The sequence below is a fragment of the Niastella yeongjuensis genome (assembly GCF_900110245.1).
Classification (GTDB): domain Bacteria; phylum Bacteroidota; class Bacteroidia; order Chitinophagales; family Chitinophagaceae; genus Niastella; species Niastella yeongjuensis.
This window is the reverse complement of record NZ_FOCZ01000018.1, coordinates 78,530-95,994: the sequence shown is the minus strand read 5'-3', so window position 1 is coordinate 95,994 and position 17,465 is coordinate 78,530. Positions and strand designations below refer to the sequence as shown.

The following is a 17,465-nucleotide window of genomic DNA, read 5'->3' as shown; positions in this document are numbered from 1 at the left end:
AACGATTAAAAAAAAAGCCATGAAAGACACTATCTCCTACAGCACATTGATGTTCGCCGTTCTGTTATTGTGCGGTTTTACAGTAAACGCACAAACCAATTCTTTCACCCAACAATTAAAAAAAAAGCCTTCGATCATGAAAACTTATGTGATTGAGCGGGAAATCCCCGGTTTGGGCCAGTGGTCCCCTGAACAACTAAAAAGCGCTTCTCAAACTTCTTGTAATGTGTTGCAGGAATTGGGGCCTAAAATTGAATGGATCCACAGCTATGTTACGGGTAACAAAATGTATTGTATTTACCGGGCTGAAAATCCGGAGCTGATCAAGGAGCATGCAAAGAAGGGAGGCTTCCCTGCAAACTCCATCAGTGAGGTTACCGACGTCATTAGTCCGGCAACGGCTACGGCCGCCATCCCCGCTAACTAACGGGACAGTATAGCCATGAATTCGGGAGCAGAAATAAAATTCTGCTCCCGTTTTTTATGTTAAACAAGATCGCTTCGTTCATGTCGACATCGTATTACGCCGTATCTTTATCAACAAAAAAAAGATTTATAAATTCCTGCTATATGAACCAACCCTGGATAAAACACCCGCTAGTTTTAAAAGGTACTACGGTTGAGCTGCTGCCGTTAGAAGAAGGATTGCTGGAAGAATTATATACGGCCGCAGCAGATAAAGAATTGTGGAAACTGGTGCCGTTTGATTGTTCTGACCGGGATATGTTTTATAAGGCATACCGGTTTGCATTATCGGAAAGGGACAGAGGCGCGCAATATCCATTTGTAATTTTTCACAAACCAACAAAGAGGTATATCGGTTCCACCCGGTTTTTTGAAATATACCCGGATGATAAAAAGCTGGAGATTGGCTGGACCTGGATCGCCCGGGAATTCTGGGGCACTTCCGTGAATTTTGAATGCAAGCTATTGCTGCTCACTTATTGTTTCGAGGTGCTAAAAACCAACAGGGTGCAATTGAAAACGAAAGACACGAATTTTCGCTCACGAAAAGCCATTGAAAAAATAGGAGGGGTATTTGAAGGAATTCTGCGAAAAGACCGCATACAGGGGGATGGTACCACCCGTAATGCGGCCTATTACAGTATTTTAGACGACGAATGGCCCGCCGCTAAAGAAAGAATTGAACAACAAATTATTGCTGTTGCGACAAAAAGTAAATCGCAAGGATAACGATCAGCACTACTATAACAGTAAGTACTACCTTGGCAGTAGATACTGGTTTTGAACCATAGATCTTACCTGTTTGCCCGTTTACGAGAAAATGATATTGTTTGCTTTTGTACTTATAAGAGCAAACCCAAAGCGGCAACAGAATGTGTTTATAGGTTTGATTTTCGTAATTGGTGCTAACCTGCACATTCCGATAGGTATCTATGCGGCATTGATCTACACAGGCATCATAAATTTCCCGCTCCATAATTTTTTCGGCTTGTGCATAGCCATCGCTTACTGAAATGTCATACACATCGGCCTGAAAGCCGGATAAATACCGGGCGTCAAAGTTCACCAGTTCTTCCAGTTGAAAAGGGAAAACGCTTTCGTATTCTTTTTGTGTTAACTCATCGCCTCCGCCAATGAGAATATCGTCAAACGTTGTATTATAGGTACCTGAGCGATAGATCCATTCTGTTCTTTGTTCCTGCCGGGTTGTCTTATTACCATTGGCATCAGTATCTTCTACTGTTACGTAATAGTGTCTGCCGCCTTCACCAGTCCATTCACTAAAGGTTTGTGCATCGTAAGTCCAGAAGGGTAGGTAAGTCCCATGCAGGGCATCCTGGCGTGCAAACTCTTTTAGATCGCCGGGTGCCCACCAGCCTTTTCCCAACCAGTTTTTAAAAATGGTGATGGATTGTTGTTTGTCAATCTTGAAGGGAATGATACCCGATGGCTGTATCAATCGGGTTTTGTAAGCTACGGGGTTCACCGCCTCGAAGTTGCAAAAGCTACAGGTGAACGTAGGCGTTTCTGAAATGAATACCGATTCGGAACCGCAACGTTCGCATTTATGAACCAGTTGCTCGATGGCTGCATCAGGATCGCCGGTAACAGATAGCTGTTGGCGCAGGCTTTTCTCTTTGATCTGGTTGTTCGATTGATCAATGGCTACCTGGGTGCCACAATATTTGCATTCGAGTTTTTGGTGTTCGGGGTTGAAATATAATTGTGCATTGCATCCCGGGCATGGGAATAGCAATAGGGAATCTGTTTGTACTTTTTCCATAAGATTGTTCAACCGGCTTTATAGCTTGCCTAAGATCTCTGCTTTCTTTTTATTGAATTCTTCTTCGGTAAGAATGCCAGCTGTTTTTAAGTCACCCAACTGTTTCAACAGATCGAGCATTTTTTGCTGGTCGTTGCCTGTGGTGGCACTGGTGCCTTGTTGTTGGGGTTGCTGCGGTTGTTGCGCCTGTTGCATCATGTTGGTAAGCACAATGCCTGCACCTAAACCGGCTGTGTTGGCGGCGCCCGGGTTATCGGCCATTTTCTCCATGGCAATACCCGCCTGCATTTGGTTGAACTGATTCAGTTTGTCGCCCATCATATTAAGCGAAGTGGTTTTGTCGAGCATCTTTTCCACCTCTTCGGGCAGGCTCACATTCTCGATATAGAACTGACCTAACTCAATACCCCAGGCATCAAAATCAGCCTGAAATATTGGTTTTAATCGGGTGCCTATTTCGGTAAAGTTGGCCGCCAGGTCCAATACGGAAACACCGGCTTCCGCCAGGCCTTCTGACAATTTACTGATGATCGTATTACGCAGTTGTTCACTTACTGTATCGATAGTGACCCACGGATTGGTGCCGGCAAATTCCTTAATGAATTTTTTAGCGTCGACAACCCGTATGGTGTAAGTTCCAAAAGAACGGATGCGCACCTGTTTAAATTCAGGGTCGCGCATAATAATGGGATTGGAAGTTCCCCATTTCAGATTGGTAAACTGTTTGGTGTTTACAAAATAGATATCCACCTTAAAAGGTGAATCGAACAGGTATTTCCATGATTTGAGGGTAGTGGTAATGGGCATGTTCTGCGTCTTCAGCTCATGCCGGCCGGGTTTATACTCATCGCCAAACTCACCTTCATTCATCAATACTACAACCTGCGATTCCCTGACCGTTAACTGGGCGCCATTCATGATCTTATTTCCCTTGTTGGGAAATTTGGCAATGACTGTATTGTTACTGTCATCAACCCAGTCGATGACCTCAATAAATTCATTTTTAATAAAATCGAATAATCCCATATACTGTTGATTGTTGGAGTTCTCTAAAATTGGTTGTTGTTGCTATAGGTAGTAAAACCGGAAAGAAAATTACACTAAACTGCTGAAGAATTATAGCCTTGTTGAATTTAAATGAAAGATTTAATAATGTGTTTTTTTACCTGCTAAACGGGATATCTTCGCAACTCCCTGCACACCCTTATTTAAATCCTTCTTCATATTGCCCTGGCGGCAGCTTGCTATATCCGGGCCGGTAACGGCACGCGAACAATTATTCCCTGCACTTTCCCCCTTACGATTTTTCATTTAACCATTTAAAACCATGTAGTATGAAAAAACTATCACTGTGGCTTTTGGGTAGTCTGCTGTTCTGTATGGCAGGATACGCCCAGGTGAAACCGGTATTGCTGGGAAAAGCACCGGAGTTGTTAACGTCGTTCCGTAAACAGATAAGTGCCGCACCGCAGCAACGGGTAACGGGCAGGCTGCCGTTACGAATTACTGTGGCGGATTCATTACCCGGAAAAATAAACTTTCGCCAATCTGTTGCTACCGGTCAGGAATTTCTGGCAGGGGAAATTGAGAACATACCGGGTTCTTCCTTTTTTATCCGGTTTGAAGGGAGCAGTGTGCAGGGAAATATTATTCTGCGCAATACAAAAAAAGCCTACACGTATAATTCAGACGGTAACGGGAATGTATACGTCACTGAAACCGATATACATAAAGTGCTGTGTATAGATTATGGAAAAGCGCCAGCCAGCTCAGCTGTCAGTAATGCGGCAGCAGCAATAACTGCCGGCCAGCTGTATAGTTTACAAAGTTATCCCAATGCAAATGGCGTGGTACTGCTCGATTTTGACGGACAATATGTTTCAGGAACCGGCTGGAATGGGGGAAATCCCATTAACGCAGCGCCAAGCACTTTAACAGATGCGGAAAGATATGAAGTATGGCAACTGATCAGTGAAGATTTCGGGCCATTCAAACTCAATATTACTACCAGTGAAGCAGTGTATTTTTCATATCCGGCCAACCGGCGGATGCGTTGCATCTTTACACCTACCAACACCGCGTCACCTGGAGCAGGTGGCGTTGCTTTTTTAAATTCATTTACCTGGGGCAATGAAACGCCCTGCTGGGTATTTAATGGCGGGATAAAAGGTGCCGGTGATGCCGGGGCACATGAAGTAGGCCATACGTTTGGGTTGAGTCATGATGGAAGAACTAACCCGGTTGAAGAATACTACCTGGGACAGGGTAACTGGGCGCCCATTATGGGAGCAGGTTATTATGTACCGGTTGTGCAATGGAGCAAGGGCGAGTATGCCAACCCCAGTCAAACCCAGGACGACCTGGCCATTATTGCGAATAATGCCAATGGAGTAGGGTACCGGGCCGATGACCATAGTAACGCAAGAGCAGGCGCAACGCCGCTTTCTATCAGCGGCAATGGAAGTGCATTCAATTCCGGTATTATTGAAACAACCAGCGATGCCGACTTCTTTACTTTTACTACTACCGGCGGCGCCGTTTCATTAAACATCAACCCGGCAGAAAAACATCCTAACCTCGATGTGCTGGCTACTTTGTATGACAATGCAGGCTTTGTAGTAACAACTTCCAATCCCGATGGATTGACTGCCAGCCTGAGCGCAACGCTGGCTGCCGGTACTTACTATGTGGCCATTACAGGTGTAGGCTACGGGAACCCGGCAACAACCGGCTATACTAATTATGGTTCGCTTGGTTATTATTCAATCAATGGTAATATTGCCGGCGCTGCAGCCAACGCAGTAGCCACTTTTTATAAAGATTGTAATTACAGCGGTAGTTATGCGGTAAGCCTGGCCCCCGGCACTTATACGGTGAGCGACCTGGTAGCCAGTGGCATACAGGATAAAGACATTTCCTCATTCACTATTGCCAGCGGATATGAAGTATTGCTGTACAAGAACAATGCGCTACAGGGTAGTTATACCAGCTTTAGCGCCAATACAGCTTGTCTGGTGGCCAGCAACCTGAATGATTCTGTTTCATCGCTTCGCATAAGATCGTTAACCAATCAGGCGCCAACCGTGAGCTTCCTGAAGCCAGTTACTGGTAATAAATACCTGGCCCCGGCTGCTGTTGCTATTACCGTGAATGCATCAGATGCAGACGGCACCATCAGCAAAGTAGAATTCTATAATGGCAGCACCAGGCTGGGCGAGGCAACATCAGCACCCTACTCATATACCTGGAACAATGTAGCAACGGGCACTTATACGCTTACTGCTACAGTTACGGACGACCGCAATGGCCAGTCATCTGCACAGGTAACCATTAGTGTAACCAATGTGCCGGTGGCTACTATATACAGGGATTGCAATTACGGTGGTGGGGCTGTCGGGTTATTGCCGGGAAGTTATACCTTAAGCCAGTTGCAAAGCATGGGGATTAATAATGACGACATTTCATCTTTGCGCGTAAACAGTGGATACCAGGTTCAATTGTTTAATGATGATAATTTCACCGGTACTGTTATTACCCTTACCGCGGACAACAGCTGTCTGGTGGCCAATAACTTTAACGATCTTACCTCTTCACTTAAAATAAGTGCAATTGGTACGGTTACTGCCGCCACCGTGTACAGAGATTGTGACTATTTAGGCACTGCAGTAACGCTGTCGCCAGGTAATTATACCCTCAGTCAGTTACTGGCACTGGGCATTGCCAACGACGATATTTCTTCGATGAAGGTTAACAGCGGTTACCAGGTACAATTGTATTTTGATGATAATTTCCTGGGCACTTCCCAAACCTATAGTGTTGACAATCCTTGTTTGGTGACCAACGGATTTAATGATGCCGCTTCTTCCATAAAAGTATATGCGGTAGCGCCGGCTAAGTCACAAGGAATGATAACCGGGCTACAAATATTTCCCAACCCTGTTTTGAACGAATTACGATTCCGGAGCGGGGAAGATTTTACAGGTGCCCTGATCAAAGTGTATGATTTTACGGGCAGGGAGCTCATCGCTACCCGTAATACCAATAATCGGGTGAATGTATCGCGGCTTTCCCCGGGTGTATATACGTTAACGATTGTAAAGAACGGAAAGATCATTTCCGGCCGTTTCATTAAATAGTGATTAAATAGGTGATCCCTGGTATAACAAATCAGTCGTATTTATTATGCCAGGGATTTTTTTATTACTTTAAGGGTACAAAATCATTATCACCTATCAGGAATTTATCGAGTCGGTTTTGTAAGTAATTTGCCAGTCAATATCATGAAAAAAATGATTATAGCAGGTTTGATAGCAATAGGGCTGCTTTATTTTGTTATTTGTGGATTATTGTATTTTTTTCAGGAAAAGTTGATCTTTTATCCGCAAAAGTTAACCCGGGATTACCGGTTTGGATTTGATCAGCCGTTTGAAGAAATGACAATAATAGCCCATGATAAAAATCAGTTGCACGGGTTGTTATTTAAAACCGACAGCTCAAAAGGGCTTATCTTCTATTTACATGGGAATGGTGGATCACTTGAATCGTGGGGTGAAATTGCACAAACATATACTGCATTGAAGTATGACTTATTCCTGTTGGATTACCGGGGTTATGGGAAAAGTGAAGGAGTCATTAACAGTCAGCAACAGTTTTTTAATGACGTTCAAACTGCCTATGATTCGCTGAAGAACAGGTATGCAGAAGACCGAATCGTTGTTTTGGGTTATTCAATTGGCACTGGAGCTGCCACCATGCTGGCATCGACAAACAATCCTAAGTTGTTGATCCTGCAGGCACCTTATTACAGCCTTACCGATATGATGCGACATACCTATCCTATTATACCCACTTTTATCTTAAAGTATAAATTTGAAACGAACAATTATCTGAAAGCCTGTAAAATGCCGGTTGTTATTTTTCATGGCGATGCAGATGAAGTGATTTATTACGGAAGTTCGCTTAAGTTGCAAACCTTATTTAAAAAACAGGATACCCTGATAGCATTACAAGGGCAGATACACAATGGGATAACCGACAATGTAGTTTATAAAAAGGAATTGCAACGAATATTGTCTCAATGAGCAGCCACCTCTACATGAAATTTAAGAAAATGCGCTAATTTCCCCTTTATTAATGGCTTTCCATTGTTTCCTCATTTGAGCCATAACGATGGTCAAAAGCTCGATCTGGCGTTCTGCTATAAGATTAAAACCACATTAATAGCAACCAATGAAGCGCCCTCACCGATTGGTTATGGTATATGTGAGGAACCAACGACCGCTGAAAAAAATACCGCTGAATTTTGTTCACAGCGGGGTTATTGGCAATATAGTTTTCTCAAAAGCGTTATGCCACAAGGCCGAAAGGACGATTTTGTGTTTTATGGCGAAAAAACAAAATGCCTGGTTGAATTATTCTGCCAGGATAATCGGATCGGTAAAGTATTCATTGAACCACATTTAAAATTGCGGTTACAGCTTACCAATAGTAAGATCCGTTTTCATGGTTGCCAGGCTGTACGCCACGACGATCATATTCATGTTCAGCTTAATTGATCTATCTTTGAGCCCCGAACCCGTAAAACGGTTATTTATATCCAATACACTATGAAACAACTAGCTTCGATTTTAGTATCGATCATCCTCATGGCCGGGTGCCAGGAAATGAACCAGCAGGAGACCCCGGCGGAAAATGTACAGGTTTCCACAGTAGATTCAACTCCACAAATGATAGCTTCGGAAGCAGTGCCGGAAAAAGCACTCAGCGACTTGTCGGAAGGCGACATAACCTGGTCAGATAGCTTATTAAAAATGTATATGGCTTTTGCCAATACGGAAACCTTTAAGCAGGCTCATAAGAATAATTTTACCCTGGAATGGGAGTACGATAATACTGTTAAAACCGATTCTGGCGTATTTGACGTTTATCGCATAGGACATGAAATTTCACGTGATGAAGGGGCCGATACCCGTTTTATTGTTGACCAATGGATCTATCTGGATACCCTGAGGAAACAATTGTATGAATTTGAACCGACGGCTAACCGATTAAGCAAGTGGTGGTCTTCGGAAGGGAATAAGCAGCTTTTCTATCCTGTGTACGAACTGTCTTCCAAAACCACTGCCTTTGTAGTTAATTTTTACGAAGTAGGGAAACCTCGGGGTATTATGGATACGCTTTTTGATGTGTTTTATCCAAAGAAGTCTCAGGAAAAAGAACCGGAAGGCTGCCGCTCCTGTGTACCCAAAAAATGGAAGTTATATGATACAGCAGGTGTGTATAAATTAATAAGGAATGAAACCCTGGAAAAGGAAGCCAGGTGTTATTTTGACACTGCTTTTTATGTTTATGGAACGAATGGATATGCCAGATCGAGGATAAAAAATATAGCGCTTGCATTGGATCCCTGCATCACCAACATCTTTGCATTTTGCCTGGATAATGCCAGTTTGAAATCGATAGGCCACCCGCTTTTTTGCTCAACTCAGCTGATTCCTATTCATTACGGAAAAGATTATAGCAAGATCGAAAAGAGTATGGACAGTTATTTTGTTCCTTCAGGTGATCATGCAGACAGCGTAAAAACAAAGATCATGGGTAACGTTGGAAACTTCTATTTCTATTACCATGATGATTTTACCTGGGAACCGAAGAGTTCCAATTCAAAGTGCAAATTTCCCGGCCGGGGAATCAGGCTGATTGATAACAAAAGAGTGTCTCAATTCTGGATGAGCGATTTTGTTGATCTGTTTGGAATAGAATGTGATTAAATTATTCAGGATGTTGCGCAGTACTCCATGGTGTACTGCGTAACAATCTTTCTATCCCTGCTGTTGATACACCCGGACAAAGTCTTCAGCAAATGCTGTAAAACTGCGGCTACCAGATACTTCCTTTGCGTGTTGCGCGTAATGGGTTGCCAGCAATCCCTCCCTAATGGCAATGCCCATATCTACAATATAATGCTGGGCTGCCTCTTTTGAAAAACCATTTTGTAGCAATCCCTGTAATAACTGTTCATCGGTGAACTGCACCCACGTAAGATCGGGTTTCCCAATAGCTGCACCCAGTACATGTGCTATTTGCCGGCCATTTTTTGTATCACTAATTATATACTTAACGTTTTTACCGCTAAATGAAAGGGTGGAAAACGCTTCAGCCGCTGCATCTGCTATATCTTCCGGGTGCGATAATACCATTTCTACATTATCGCCAAAATTGTTTCCGATAATGCCCTGGTGCCTGATCAGGCCGATGCTGCCATAGAAATTGGAATAGAAGCCACCAGGGCGCAAATGAAGTACATTTAATGTTGGCAACTCATCCAAAAAGGTTTCCAGGTTTTGATAATTAACAAGCGGCGGCTGACCTGCCAGGGGGGAACCGGAACTGCTTAAGTTAACTACATATGAAATGCCTGACTCCTGAATAGCACGTGCATAATTTTTGCCCACTGTAATGGTAAAGCCTTTGTAATCGGGTGCACTAAAATTGGGCGGTATCATCAGGTAAACTGCGTCGCTGCCCTGAAACGACTGTTTTACAAAATCATAATCTTCAATTGACCCAATCAATGGGATGGCTTGCAGTTTTCTGATGTCTTCAGCTTTGTTGGCATTGGAACTAATGACATTAACCTGGTGCCCTGCTGCTACCAGTTTTTTTGTAAGGGAAGCACTGATGTTCCCCAGCGAACCTGTAATGGTAATTTTCATTGTTGTGCTCGTTTAAAATTGTTGCACAAAACTAAAAGGATACTTACTTTTATACAAGTACTTACCCTAAAGTGTGTATACTATGACTTTGATCAAAGAATCATCCACCATTCAGGAAAATAAAAGCCAGGCATTTGTAGCCTGTCCGGTAACTTTTGTTATGGAAAAGATAGGCGGTTATTGGAAGCCGATCATTTTATTCAATTTGTTATCAGGATCAAAGCGATACAGTGAATTAAAAAAATCAATTCCCGCCATTACTGAAAAGGTATTGATACAACAATTAAAACAACTGGAAGGGGATGGTTTGCTGATAAGAAAATCAAAGCCGGTAGTGCCGCCTTATGTTACGTATGAATTATCGAAATCGGGTAAGGCATTACACCCTGTTTTATACGCTATGGCTGAATGGGCCGTTGGTAACAGTGGTAAATTGTCGAAGACATTTTCAAAACAAATGAAGGATTTTCCGTTATAAAATATAAGGGTCGCAAATTGCATGCGGGTGGTTGCATATGAGGATAAAAAGAATGGCAGACTGTTAAGAAGTTGTTACAACATGGTGGCGCCTGGTTTATAGGGAATGGCTTTTATAAATTGATGTAAATATTTTATATTGTATATCAAACATTTACAAGTTAAGTTAACAACGGGTATGCCTTATATCTGCAATATATTTTACCTGTTTTCGTTTAATGGAAGTCTTTGCCGGACTTAGCCGGAAAGGTTTACCTGCAGAAAAATTGCTTCACTACAAAAAGTAATTCTTTTGCAGCCGTAATGTTTTAGTTAATAGGTGTGAGAATGACATTTAATTTGTAATTTGCGCACTCTAATCAATTTATTACTCCGATTGCAGGATGTTTCCGAATTGCCAGATGGATCATTAACTTTTAACCTGCAAAAAAAATCCAATCTTATTTTTTTATGCGTAAGTTATTTTTATTTATTACTGTTTTATCCTGCACAACAGTCTTTGCACAACCTAAAACGTATTCAACAGCCAATGCGCACTCGCACAATGACTATCAACAAGGATCGCCGTTGCTTTCGGCTTACACACTGCAGTTTGGTAGTGTTGAAGCTGATGTAATGCTGGCTGGCGACGAATTGCTGGTAGCTCACACTGAGCATGATTTTGATCAACACCGTACCCTGGAAGACCTGTACCTGAAACCTATCCAGGGTTTTATTCAAGCTAATAAAGGGCATGTGTACGCTGATGAATCGCGTAAGCTGATCCTGATGTTGGATATCAAGAGTGACGCCGTTCCTGCTATAAATAAATTGATCGATGTTTTACAAAAATACCCTGAGCTTATTAAGACCCCTTCCTTCAAAGTGATGATCAGTGGTAACAAACCTGAGCCGAATAATTATATTTCTTTTCCTTCATTCCTGGTATTCGATGGTTTGTTAAGCTCTAAGTATTCAAAAGATGCACTCAGCCGTATCGCTATGCTGAGTGACAATTTCATCAATTACTCAAAATGGAATGGTACTGGTCCAATCCCTGCTAAAGATGCAGAGCGTTTGAGAAATAACATCAACAAAGCACATGCCCTGGGTAAAGAAGTTCGTTTGTGGAATGTACCTGATTTTGATGATGCCTGGAAAGTGGTAATCGAAATGGGTGTTGATTATATCGACTCTGACAGTATCAAGGCCCTGGCGCAATTCCTGAAAAAGCAACAACAACTTTCTCAAAAATAAGAGGTAGTACTAACTTTTTAAGCGAGAGGCTGTCATTTGACAGCCTCTTTGTTTTTTAATTTACTTCTACTTTTTACTTCCTTTTTAACTGAACTCATAGCCCAAACCCATTACCTGGGTTAATAGTGTGGGCGGCGCATCTGTGGCGGTACATCGTCCTTCCACTACAGGCGCAATGGGTGAATGTACGGCCAGGTATTCTTCAATGACCTTATGCATGGTATAGCCTAACAAATGCGGTTGCTGAACGCCCTGCATGCGGCAAAGGGTGGTATCGGGATCGCCTTCGCGTTCACAGGCAACAAAACTGTATTCCCGGTTCAGATCAACCGGTTTACCGCCCACCTTTATGTAATTGACCCGTTTGCCTGCCTCGTTTCCCAGTGTAAAATTTACCTCCATGCCTTTGAACCGGATCACCCAACCGCCCAATCGTTTGGCGGGATCTTTAGCAAAAGTATTTTCGAGTTCAGTCTCTAACCAGTACCATAACTGTTTGCCGGTTACAGACCCTTTTTTGGCTTCGCTGTCAACCGGCAACATGCTCCATAAGTAATCAATCGTAATGTCTGCAGTACCTGTAGCCGGGTCGGGCACCAGGGGCGGGCAAAAGCGGAACCCATTACTCAGGGCAATGTCTGGTTTGAATTTCCACATTATGGCGTCGGTGATAAAATTGTCCATCGGCGTTTCAATTACGTAATACCTGATCAACGGTTTTTTGGTTTTTCCGATCACCCGGCTCAATTCTTTTTTATAAGGCTCATTGGCTTTGCTGATCAGCTGTTTCATCTCTTCATCTTCCTTGTATTTTTCTGGGTCAACATCCAATAGCTGATAGGTCTGGTCCTTTATATTGCCATCCTCCATAACAATATCCAGCCTGGCTATAAACGACCCAAAAGCTCCGGGTTCTGTTACTTTTGCATAAGTGCCCTGTATGGGTTTTCGTAACCGCTCATGGGTATCGGCCCCCAGAATATAATCAACTCCCTTTACCTGCTCTTTATTTGACAGACCAAACTGTTGTGCAAGCCCCATATGGGTTACCAGGAAAACCAACTGGCATTTTTCATACTCCCTTAAAATTTTAATATACTTGGCCACATTGGCTTCAGGCGGCGTGAACTTCATGCCATCGCAATAAGCTGGTGATTGCCGTTTGGGTGTCAGTGGATCATTATACCCGATAAATCCTATTTTGATGCCGGCAATATGTTTTACGAAATAAGGTGGGAAGATCAGGTCGCCTTTTTGGTCGTCCTGTGTATCGTGATACATATTGGCGCACACCTTTAATGCATCATAGCCAAACATGTCCTGCATCATCATTTCTTTGCCATATACAACTTCCCAGTTACCGGGTAGCATAATATCATAGCCAATATTGTTCATTAATGGTATAATGGCCTTGCCCTCACTTAGTGCCGCAATGCCACTGCCCTGAAAGCAATCACCCCCATCGATCACCAGGGTATTCGCTGCATTTTGATTACGCAGGGTGTTGATCATTGTTTTAAGACTGGCCAGTCCGCCCCGTTTTTTATAAACGGGTTTATCATTTTCTATGAAAAATTCATCGTGTTGATAAAGTTGTGAATGAATATCGGCTGTATGCAGAAAGGTGATCAGGGAAGCTTTGCCATCACGCACGGCTTTGTTTTGCTGCATGCTGTTAAACTTATAGGCAGCATCTTCATTGTTCAATGCCGCCGCCGCCAATGGCGTAGAAACCAGTCCGCCACCAATGCCCAGGCTTAGTCCCAGGCGGCCTGCTTTTTTGATGAAATTCCGGCGGCTGTTTTCTGACAGTTCAAGGTGCAGTTCTTTTTCTGCCTGGTTTATCGGATCAGTGTGGCAATCAGCGCAGCTGCATAGGGGTGAGTGATTCTCAAGCATAACAATCGTTGTTAAGTAAAGGTTATTTATTTACAGAAACAGGCTAAATTACTGGGTTTCCTGATAAAAAATTATGATGCGCGTAGGGGTAACACAATAAGTCACAAAATACCCCCTCATTTGTCCCATTTACACAGCCTGGATTTTGCTAACTTGGGGTAAGTTTGCCTTGTCAATACGAAAGACTTCATTAACTAATAAAAACTAAAAAAATGGAAACTACCGGCGCAACAAAAATTACGGTTGAAACAATTGTACATGCTCCTGTTGAAAAAGTTTGGAAATACTGGTCATTGCCCGAACACATAAAAAAATGGTGTGCTGCTTCAGACGACTGGCATGCGCCCAAAGCTGAAAATGATTTAACGGTTGGCGGAAAGTTTTCTACCAGAATGGAAGCCAAAGACGGCAGTTTTGGTTTTGATTTCGGTGGCGTGTATGATGATGTAAAAACAAATGAGTTGATTGAATATACCATGGGGGATGGCCGTAAAGTGGAAATTCATTTCACTGCAAATGGGAATGAAACCAAAGTGGTTGAAACATTTGATGCGGAAAGCACGCACTCTGTTGAAATGCAACAGGGCGGCTGGCAGGCTATTTTGAATAATTTCAAGAACTATACGGAGACCAATTAAGCGCAAATATGTTTTTATTGAAGCCTCACTTTTCGGTGGGGCTTTTTTGTTGCCTTTATCAGAAAGTACAAAGTATCCTTTCTTAGTATGACTTGTAACATTATTAATTACAAAGCCTGTGTGACAAAGTACAATTTATACCTGTTTTCATCAGGTACATTCCTCATTTATAAAGGATTTATTGTTTCCGGTTTGTTGTTTTATATAATACAAATTTAGTTTTGAATACTAAGTATGTTAGTTTAGTAAAGCTAAATTAATTAGTAATCGTAGTAGTTTTGAAGTGGAGCAAGGACTACTATGTATTTAAATTGCAGAACATATTTCAGCTTACGATACGGCACTTATTCTACAGAAGAACTGGTTACTACTGCTGCGGACCACGGTATTCATGTACTGGCATTAACAAACATCAATTGTACCTGCGATAGCTGGGATTTCGTAAACAGCTGCCAGCAAAAAGACATCAGGCCGGTTGTTGGCGTTGAGATCAGGAATGAAGACACCCTGCTTTATATTTTACTGGCGAAAAACAACAAGGGTTTTGCCAGTATCAATGAATTTTTGTCTTTTTACCTGCAGCATAAGAAAAACTTTCCTGAGCAGGCATCAACCTGGTTTCAAAACAGCGGCGATGTGTATATCATTTATCCCTTTGATAGAAAGGCTGCCGGTGATCTGTTGCCCGATGAATATACAGGCATACTGGCATCGGAATTAAATAAGCTGTTTGGCACCGATTGGAAGAAATATGAACACAAACTGGTAGTACGGCAACCGGTAACATTTCAAAACAAACAGTACTTCAATTTGCACCGCCTGTTGCGCGCCATTCACAAGAATACCCTGTTGTCGAAATTGCCTGTTGAAACCCAGGCAGCACCTGATGAAACATTTGTATCACCGGCCACCCTGCTGGAGCAGTTCAGGCAGTTTCCTGCTATTGTTACCAATACCTACAAGCTATTGGACGCCTGCCGGATTGAAATGGACTTTAAGGTTGATAAAAACAAAAAATGCTTCAGCGCTACTGCCGAAGATGACCGGGTATTGCTGGAAAAGCTGGCCACGGAAGGACTGATGGCCCGTTACGGAAAAAAGAATAAGGCAGCGCAGGATCGGATGCAAAAGGAATTAAAGATCATAAACGACCTGGGTTTTAATTCTTATTTCCTGATCAACTGGGATATGATCAGATATGCCCAGTCGCGTGGATTTTATTACGTAGGGCGGGGGAGTGGCGCCAATTCAATTGTGGCATATTGTCTGCGTATTACCGATGTAGATCCTATTGAACTGAATCTTTATTTTGAACGCTTTTTGAATCCCGAGCGCACTTCCCCGCCCGACTTTGATATTGATTTCAGCTGGACAGACCGCGACGACATCATGGATTATATTTTTAAACGGTATGGTCGTAAGCACGTGGCCCTGTTGGGTTCTTACACTACGTTTCAACACGATGCGACCATTATGGAACTGGGAAAGGTATTCGGATTGCCGGTTGAGGAAATAAAGGGACTGCAGCGCACGGTACAGCCTACCGACAAAATACAACGGCTTATTCTGCAATATGGCAGGCTGATGAAGAATTTTCCCAACAATATTTCCATTCACCCCTGCGGCATGCTGGTTACCGAAAAACCTATTTATGAGTATGCCGCTTTGTTTATGCCGCCTAAAGGATTTGCCACCACGCAAATGGATATGTTCGTTGCAGAGAATATAGGCATCAACAAGTTTGATGTGCTGAGCCAGCGGGGGCTGGGGCATATAAAGGAAAGCCTTCGCCTGATAAAAGCCAACAGGAGCATCGATGTCAATATTCATGACTTTCACAATTTCAGACATAATACTGCTATTAAAGATCAGATCCGGAAGGCTGAAACCATTGGCTGTTTTTATATAGAATCGCCAGCGATGCGGCAACTGCTGAAAAAGCTGCGGTGCGATGATTACATCACGCTGGTGGCAGCTAGTTCCATTATCAGGCCCGGTGTGGCGCAATCGGGTATGATGCGGGAATACATAACCCGGTTCCATAACCGGGATAAGATAGTGTACCTGCACCCTCTTTTTGAAGCACATTTAAGCGAGACATTCGGCGTAATGGTTTTTCAGGAAGATGTGATAAAGATCGCGCATTATTTTGCCGGTTTATCCCTGGGTGAAGCAGATATCCTGCGCCGGGCCATGAGTGGTAAGTACCGGTCGGGTAATAAATTCAAACATGTAAAAGATAAATACCTGGCTAATTGCCGGGAGCTGGGGCATACAGATGAACTGGCGCATGAAGTATGGCGGCAGATGGAAAGCTTTGCCGGTTACAGTTTCAATAAAGCACACTCGGCCAGTTTTGCAGTGGAAAGTTATATGAGCCTGTATTTAAAAACATTCTTCCCCCGGGAATTTATGGTAGCTGTGATCAACAATTTCGGGGGCTTTTATTCTACCGAGTTATATTTTATTGAATTAATGAAGGCGGGAGGTATTATACATGCGCCCTGTATAAACAACAGCGAGCAATACACCAGTATCAGTGGCAATGAAGTGTATACCGGTTTTGTTCATATCAGGGCATTGCAGGAAAACTCCATGCAACAGATTTTGGAGGAACGAAAAGCGGGCGGTGCATTTCTGCATTTGCAGGATTTTATTGAACGTACCCAGATCGGGCTTGAACAACTCAATATACTGGTGAGTGTGGGCGCTTTCAGGTTTACCGGTAAAACAAAAAAGCAATTGTTATGGGAAGCCAACTTTCTGCAAAAGAAGAATAAAAGTCATATCCCGGTTAGCGAGTCTTTGTTTGTAGAAAAACCGGTGGAATTTAGTCTGCCCGTATTAACCGACAATGCAGTTGACGATCTGTATGACCAGAAAGAGATCCTGGGTTTTACTTTATCGAATCCGTTTTCGATGGTAGATGAGGATACCGATAACTATATTCCGGCAAGAGAAATAGGCAATCATTTGCACCAGGTAATTACGGTGTTGGTTTATTTTATTGCCAGCAAACATGTGCAAACGAAAAATAAGGACATCATGTTCTTCGGAACTTTTATTGATAAGGACCTCGATTGGGTCGATACCGTTCACTTTCCCGATGCAGCCCGAAATTATCCATTGCACAGTGGAGGTTTTTATAAACTCACCGGCCGGGTAGTGGAAGATTTTGGGGTGTATAGTATTGAGGCACGTAAAACGGTAAAAGTGGGATTTAAAAAACGCAGTTACGATACACTTAAATAA

Annotated in this window: 15 protein-coding genes; 10 read left to right on the top strand and 5 right to left on the bottom strand. The window is 42.8% G+C overall.

The features are described from left to right. Window positions 1-19: 19 nt before the first annotated feature. Together BMX95_RS30785 and BMX95_RS30780 are read left to right on the top strand one after the other, a co-directional pair. On the top strand, window positions 20-427 hold the full coding sequence (locus BMX95_RS30785) for a DUF4242 domain-containing protein (RefSeq protein ID WP_242673032.1): 408 nt from the start codon (window positions 20-22) through the stop codon (window positions 425-427). A gap of 143 nt (window positions 428-570) precedes the next feature. Further along, window positions 571-1,194, top strand: a complete 624-nt coding sequence (locus BMX95_RS30780) for a GNAT family N-acetyltransferase (RefSeq protein ID WP_081198387.1) — start codon at window positions 571-573, stop codon at window positions 1,192-1,194. Here BMX95_RS30780 and BMX95_RS30775 read toward each other — a convergent pair. The 3 genes from BMX95_RS30775 to BMX95_RS35145 all read right to left on the bottom strand — a co-directional run bounded on the left by BMX95_RS30775 (window position 1,157) and on the right by BMX95_RS35145 (window position 3,559). Then, window positions 1,157-2,248: a TFIIB-type zinc ribbon-containing protein gene (locus tag BMX95_RS30775; protein WP_081198388.1), complete on the bottom strand. Its 1,092-nt coding sequence runs from the start codon at window positions 2,246-2,248 to the stop codon at window positions 1,157-1,159. The genes BMX95_RS30780 and BMX95_RS30775 overlap by 38 nt on opposite strands. An 18-nt stretch (window positions 2,249-2,266) precedes the next feature. Further along, complete coding sequence (locus BMX95_RS30770; RefSeq protein WP_081198389.1) at window positions 2,267-3,274, bottom strand: SPFH domain-containing protein; 1,008 nt, start codon at window positions 3,272-3,274, stop codon at window positions 2,267-2,269. A gap of 120 nt (window positions 3,275-3,394) precedes the next feature. Continuing rightward, window positions 3,395-3,559, bottom strand: coding sequence for a hypothetical protein (locus BMX95_RS35145; RefSeq protein WP_165758842.1), 165 nt, complete (start codon window positions 3,557-3,559; stop codon window positions 3,395-3,397). Window positions 3,560-3,582: 23 nt separating this feature from the next. Here BMX95_RS35145 and BMX95_RS30765 point away from each other — a divergent pair, with 23 nt between their 5' ends. The 4 genes from BMX95_RS30765 to BMX95_RS30750 all read left to right on the top strand — a co-directional run bounded on the left by BMX95_RS30765 (window position 3,583) and on the right by BMX95_RS30750 (window position 9,018). Beyond that, entirely contained in the window at window positions 3,583-6,384 is a 2,802-nt protein-coding gene (locus BMX95_RS30765; protein ID WP_081198390.1) for an Ig-like domain-containing protein, read from the top strand. Window positions 6,385-6,528: 144 nt separating this feature from the next. Beyond that, entirely contained in the window at window positions 6,529-7,329 is an 801-nt protein-coding gene (locus BMX95_RS30760) for an alpha/beta hydrolase (protein WP_081198391.1), read from the top strand. Window positions 7,330-7,596: 267 nt separating this feature from the next. Then, on the top strand, window positions 7,597-7,803 hold the full coding sequence (locus BMX95_RS35140) for a hypothetical protein (protein WP_177193735.1): 207 nt from the start codon (window positions 7,597-7,599) through the stop codon (window positions 7,801-7,803). A 51-nt stretch (window positions 7,804-7,854) separates the two neighbouring features. Further along, a complete protein-coding gene (locus BMX95_RS30750; protein WP_133053872.1) occupies window positions 7,855-9,018 on the top strand; it encodes a hypothetical protein in 1,164 nt (387 codons plus the stop codon). A 51-nt stretch (window positions 9,019-9,069) separates the two neighbouring features. On the opposite strand, the gene BMX95_RS30745 is transcribed toward BMX95_RS30750, so the two are convergent. Continuing rightward, window positions 9,070-9,963: an NmrA family NAD(P)-binding protein gene (locus BMX95_RS30745; protein ID WP_081198393.1), complete on the bottom strand. Its 894-nt coding sequence runs from the start codon at window positions 9,961-9,963 to the stop codon at window positions 9,070-9,072. 82 nt (window positions 9,964-10,045) lie between these two features. Between BMX95_RS30745 and BMX95_RS30740 the strand changes: the two genes are divergently transcribed. Then, window positions 10,046-10,441 (top strand): winged helix-turn-helix transcriptional regulator, encoded by a 396-nt coding sequence (locus tag BMX95_RS30740; RefSeq protein ID WP_081198394.1) that lies wholly within the window; start codon window positions 10,046-10,048, stop codon window positions 10,439-10,441. A 449-nt stretch (window positions 10,442-10,890) separates the two neighbouring features. Then, complete coding sequence (locus tag BMX95_RS30735) at window positions 10,891-11,676, top strand: PI-PLC domain-containing protein (protein ID WP_081198395.1); 786 nt, start codon at window positions 10,891-10,893, stop codon at window positions 11,674-11,676. An 84-nt stretch (window positions 11,677-11,760) separates the two neighbouring features. Here BMX95_RS30735 and BMX95_RS30730 read toward each other — a convergent pair whose 3' ends face one another. Then, window positions 11,761-13,575, bottom strand: coding sequence for a bifunctional metallophosphatase/5'-nucleotidase (locus tag BMX95_RS30730; protein ID WP_081198396.1), 1,815 nt, complete (start codon window positions 13,573-13,575; stop codon window positions 11,761-11,763). A gap of 212 nt (window positions 13,576-13,787) precedes the next feature. Between BMX95_RS30730 and BMX95_RS30725 the strand changes: the two genes are divergently transcribed. Both BMX95_RS30725 and BMX95_RS30720 read left to right on the top strand, forming a co-directional pair. Beyond that, window positions 13,788-14,213, top strand: a complete 426-nt coding sequence (locus BMX95_RS30725) for an SRPBCC family protein (RefSeq protein WP_081198397.1) — start codon at window positions 13,788-13,790, stop codon at window positions 14,211-14,213. 300 nt (window positions 14,214-14,513) lie between these two features. Continuing rightward, a complete protein-coding gene (locus BMX95_RS30720) occupies window positions 14,514-17,465 on the top strand; it encodes a DNA polymerase III subunit alpha (RefSeq protein WP_081198398.1) in 2,952 nt (983 codons plus the stop codon).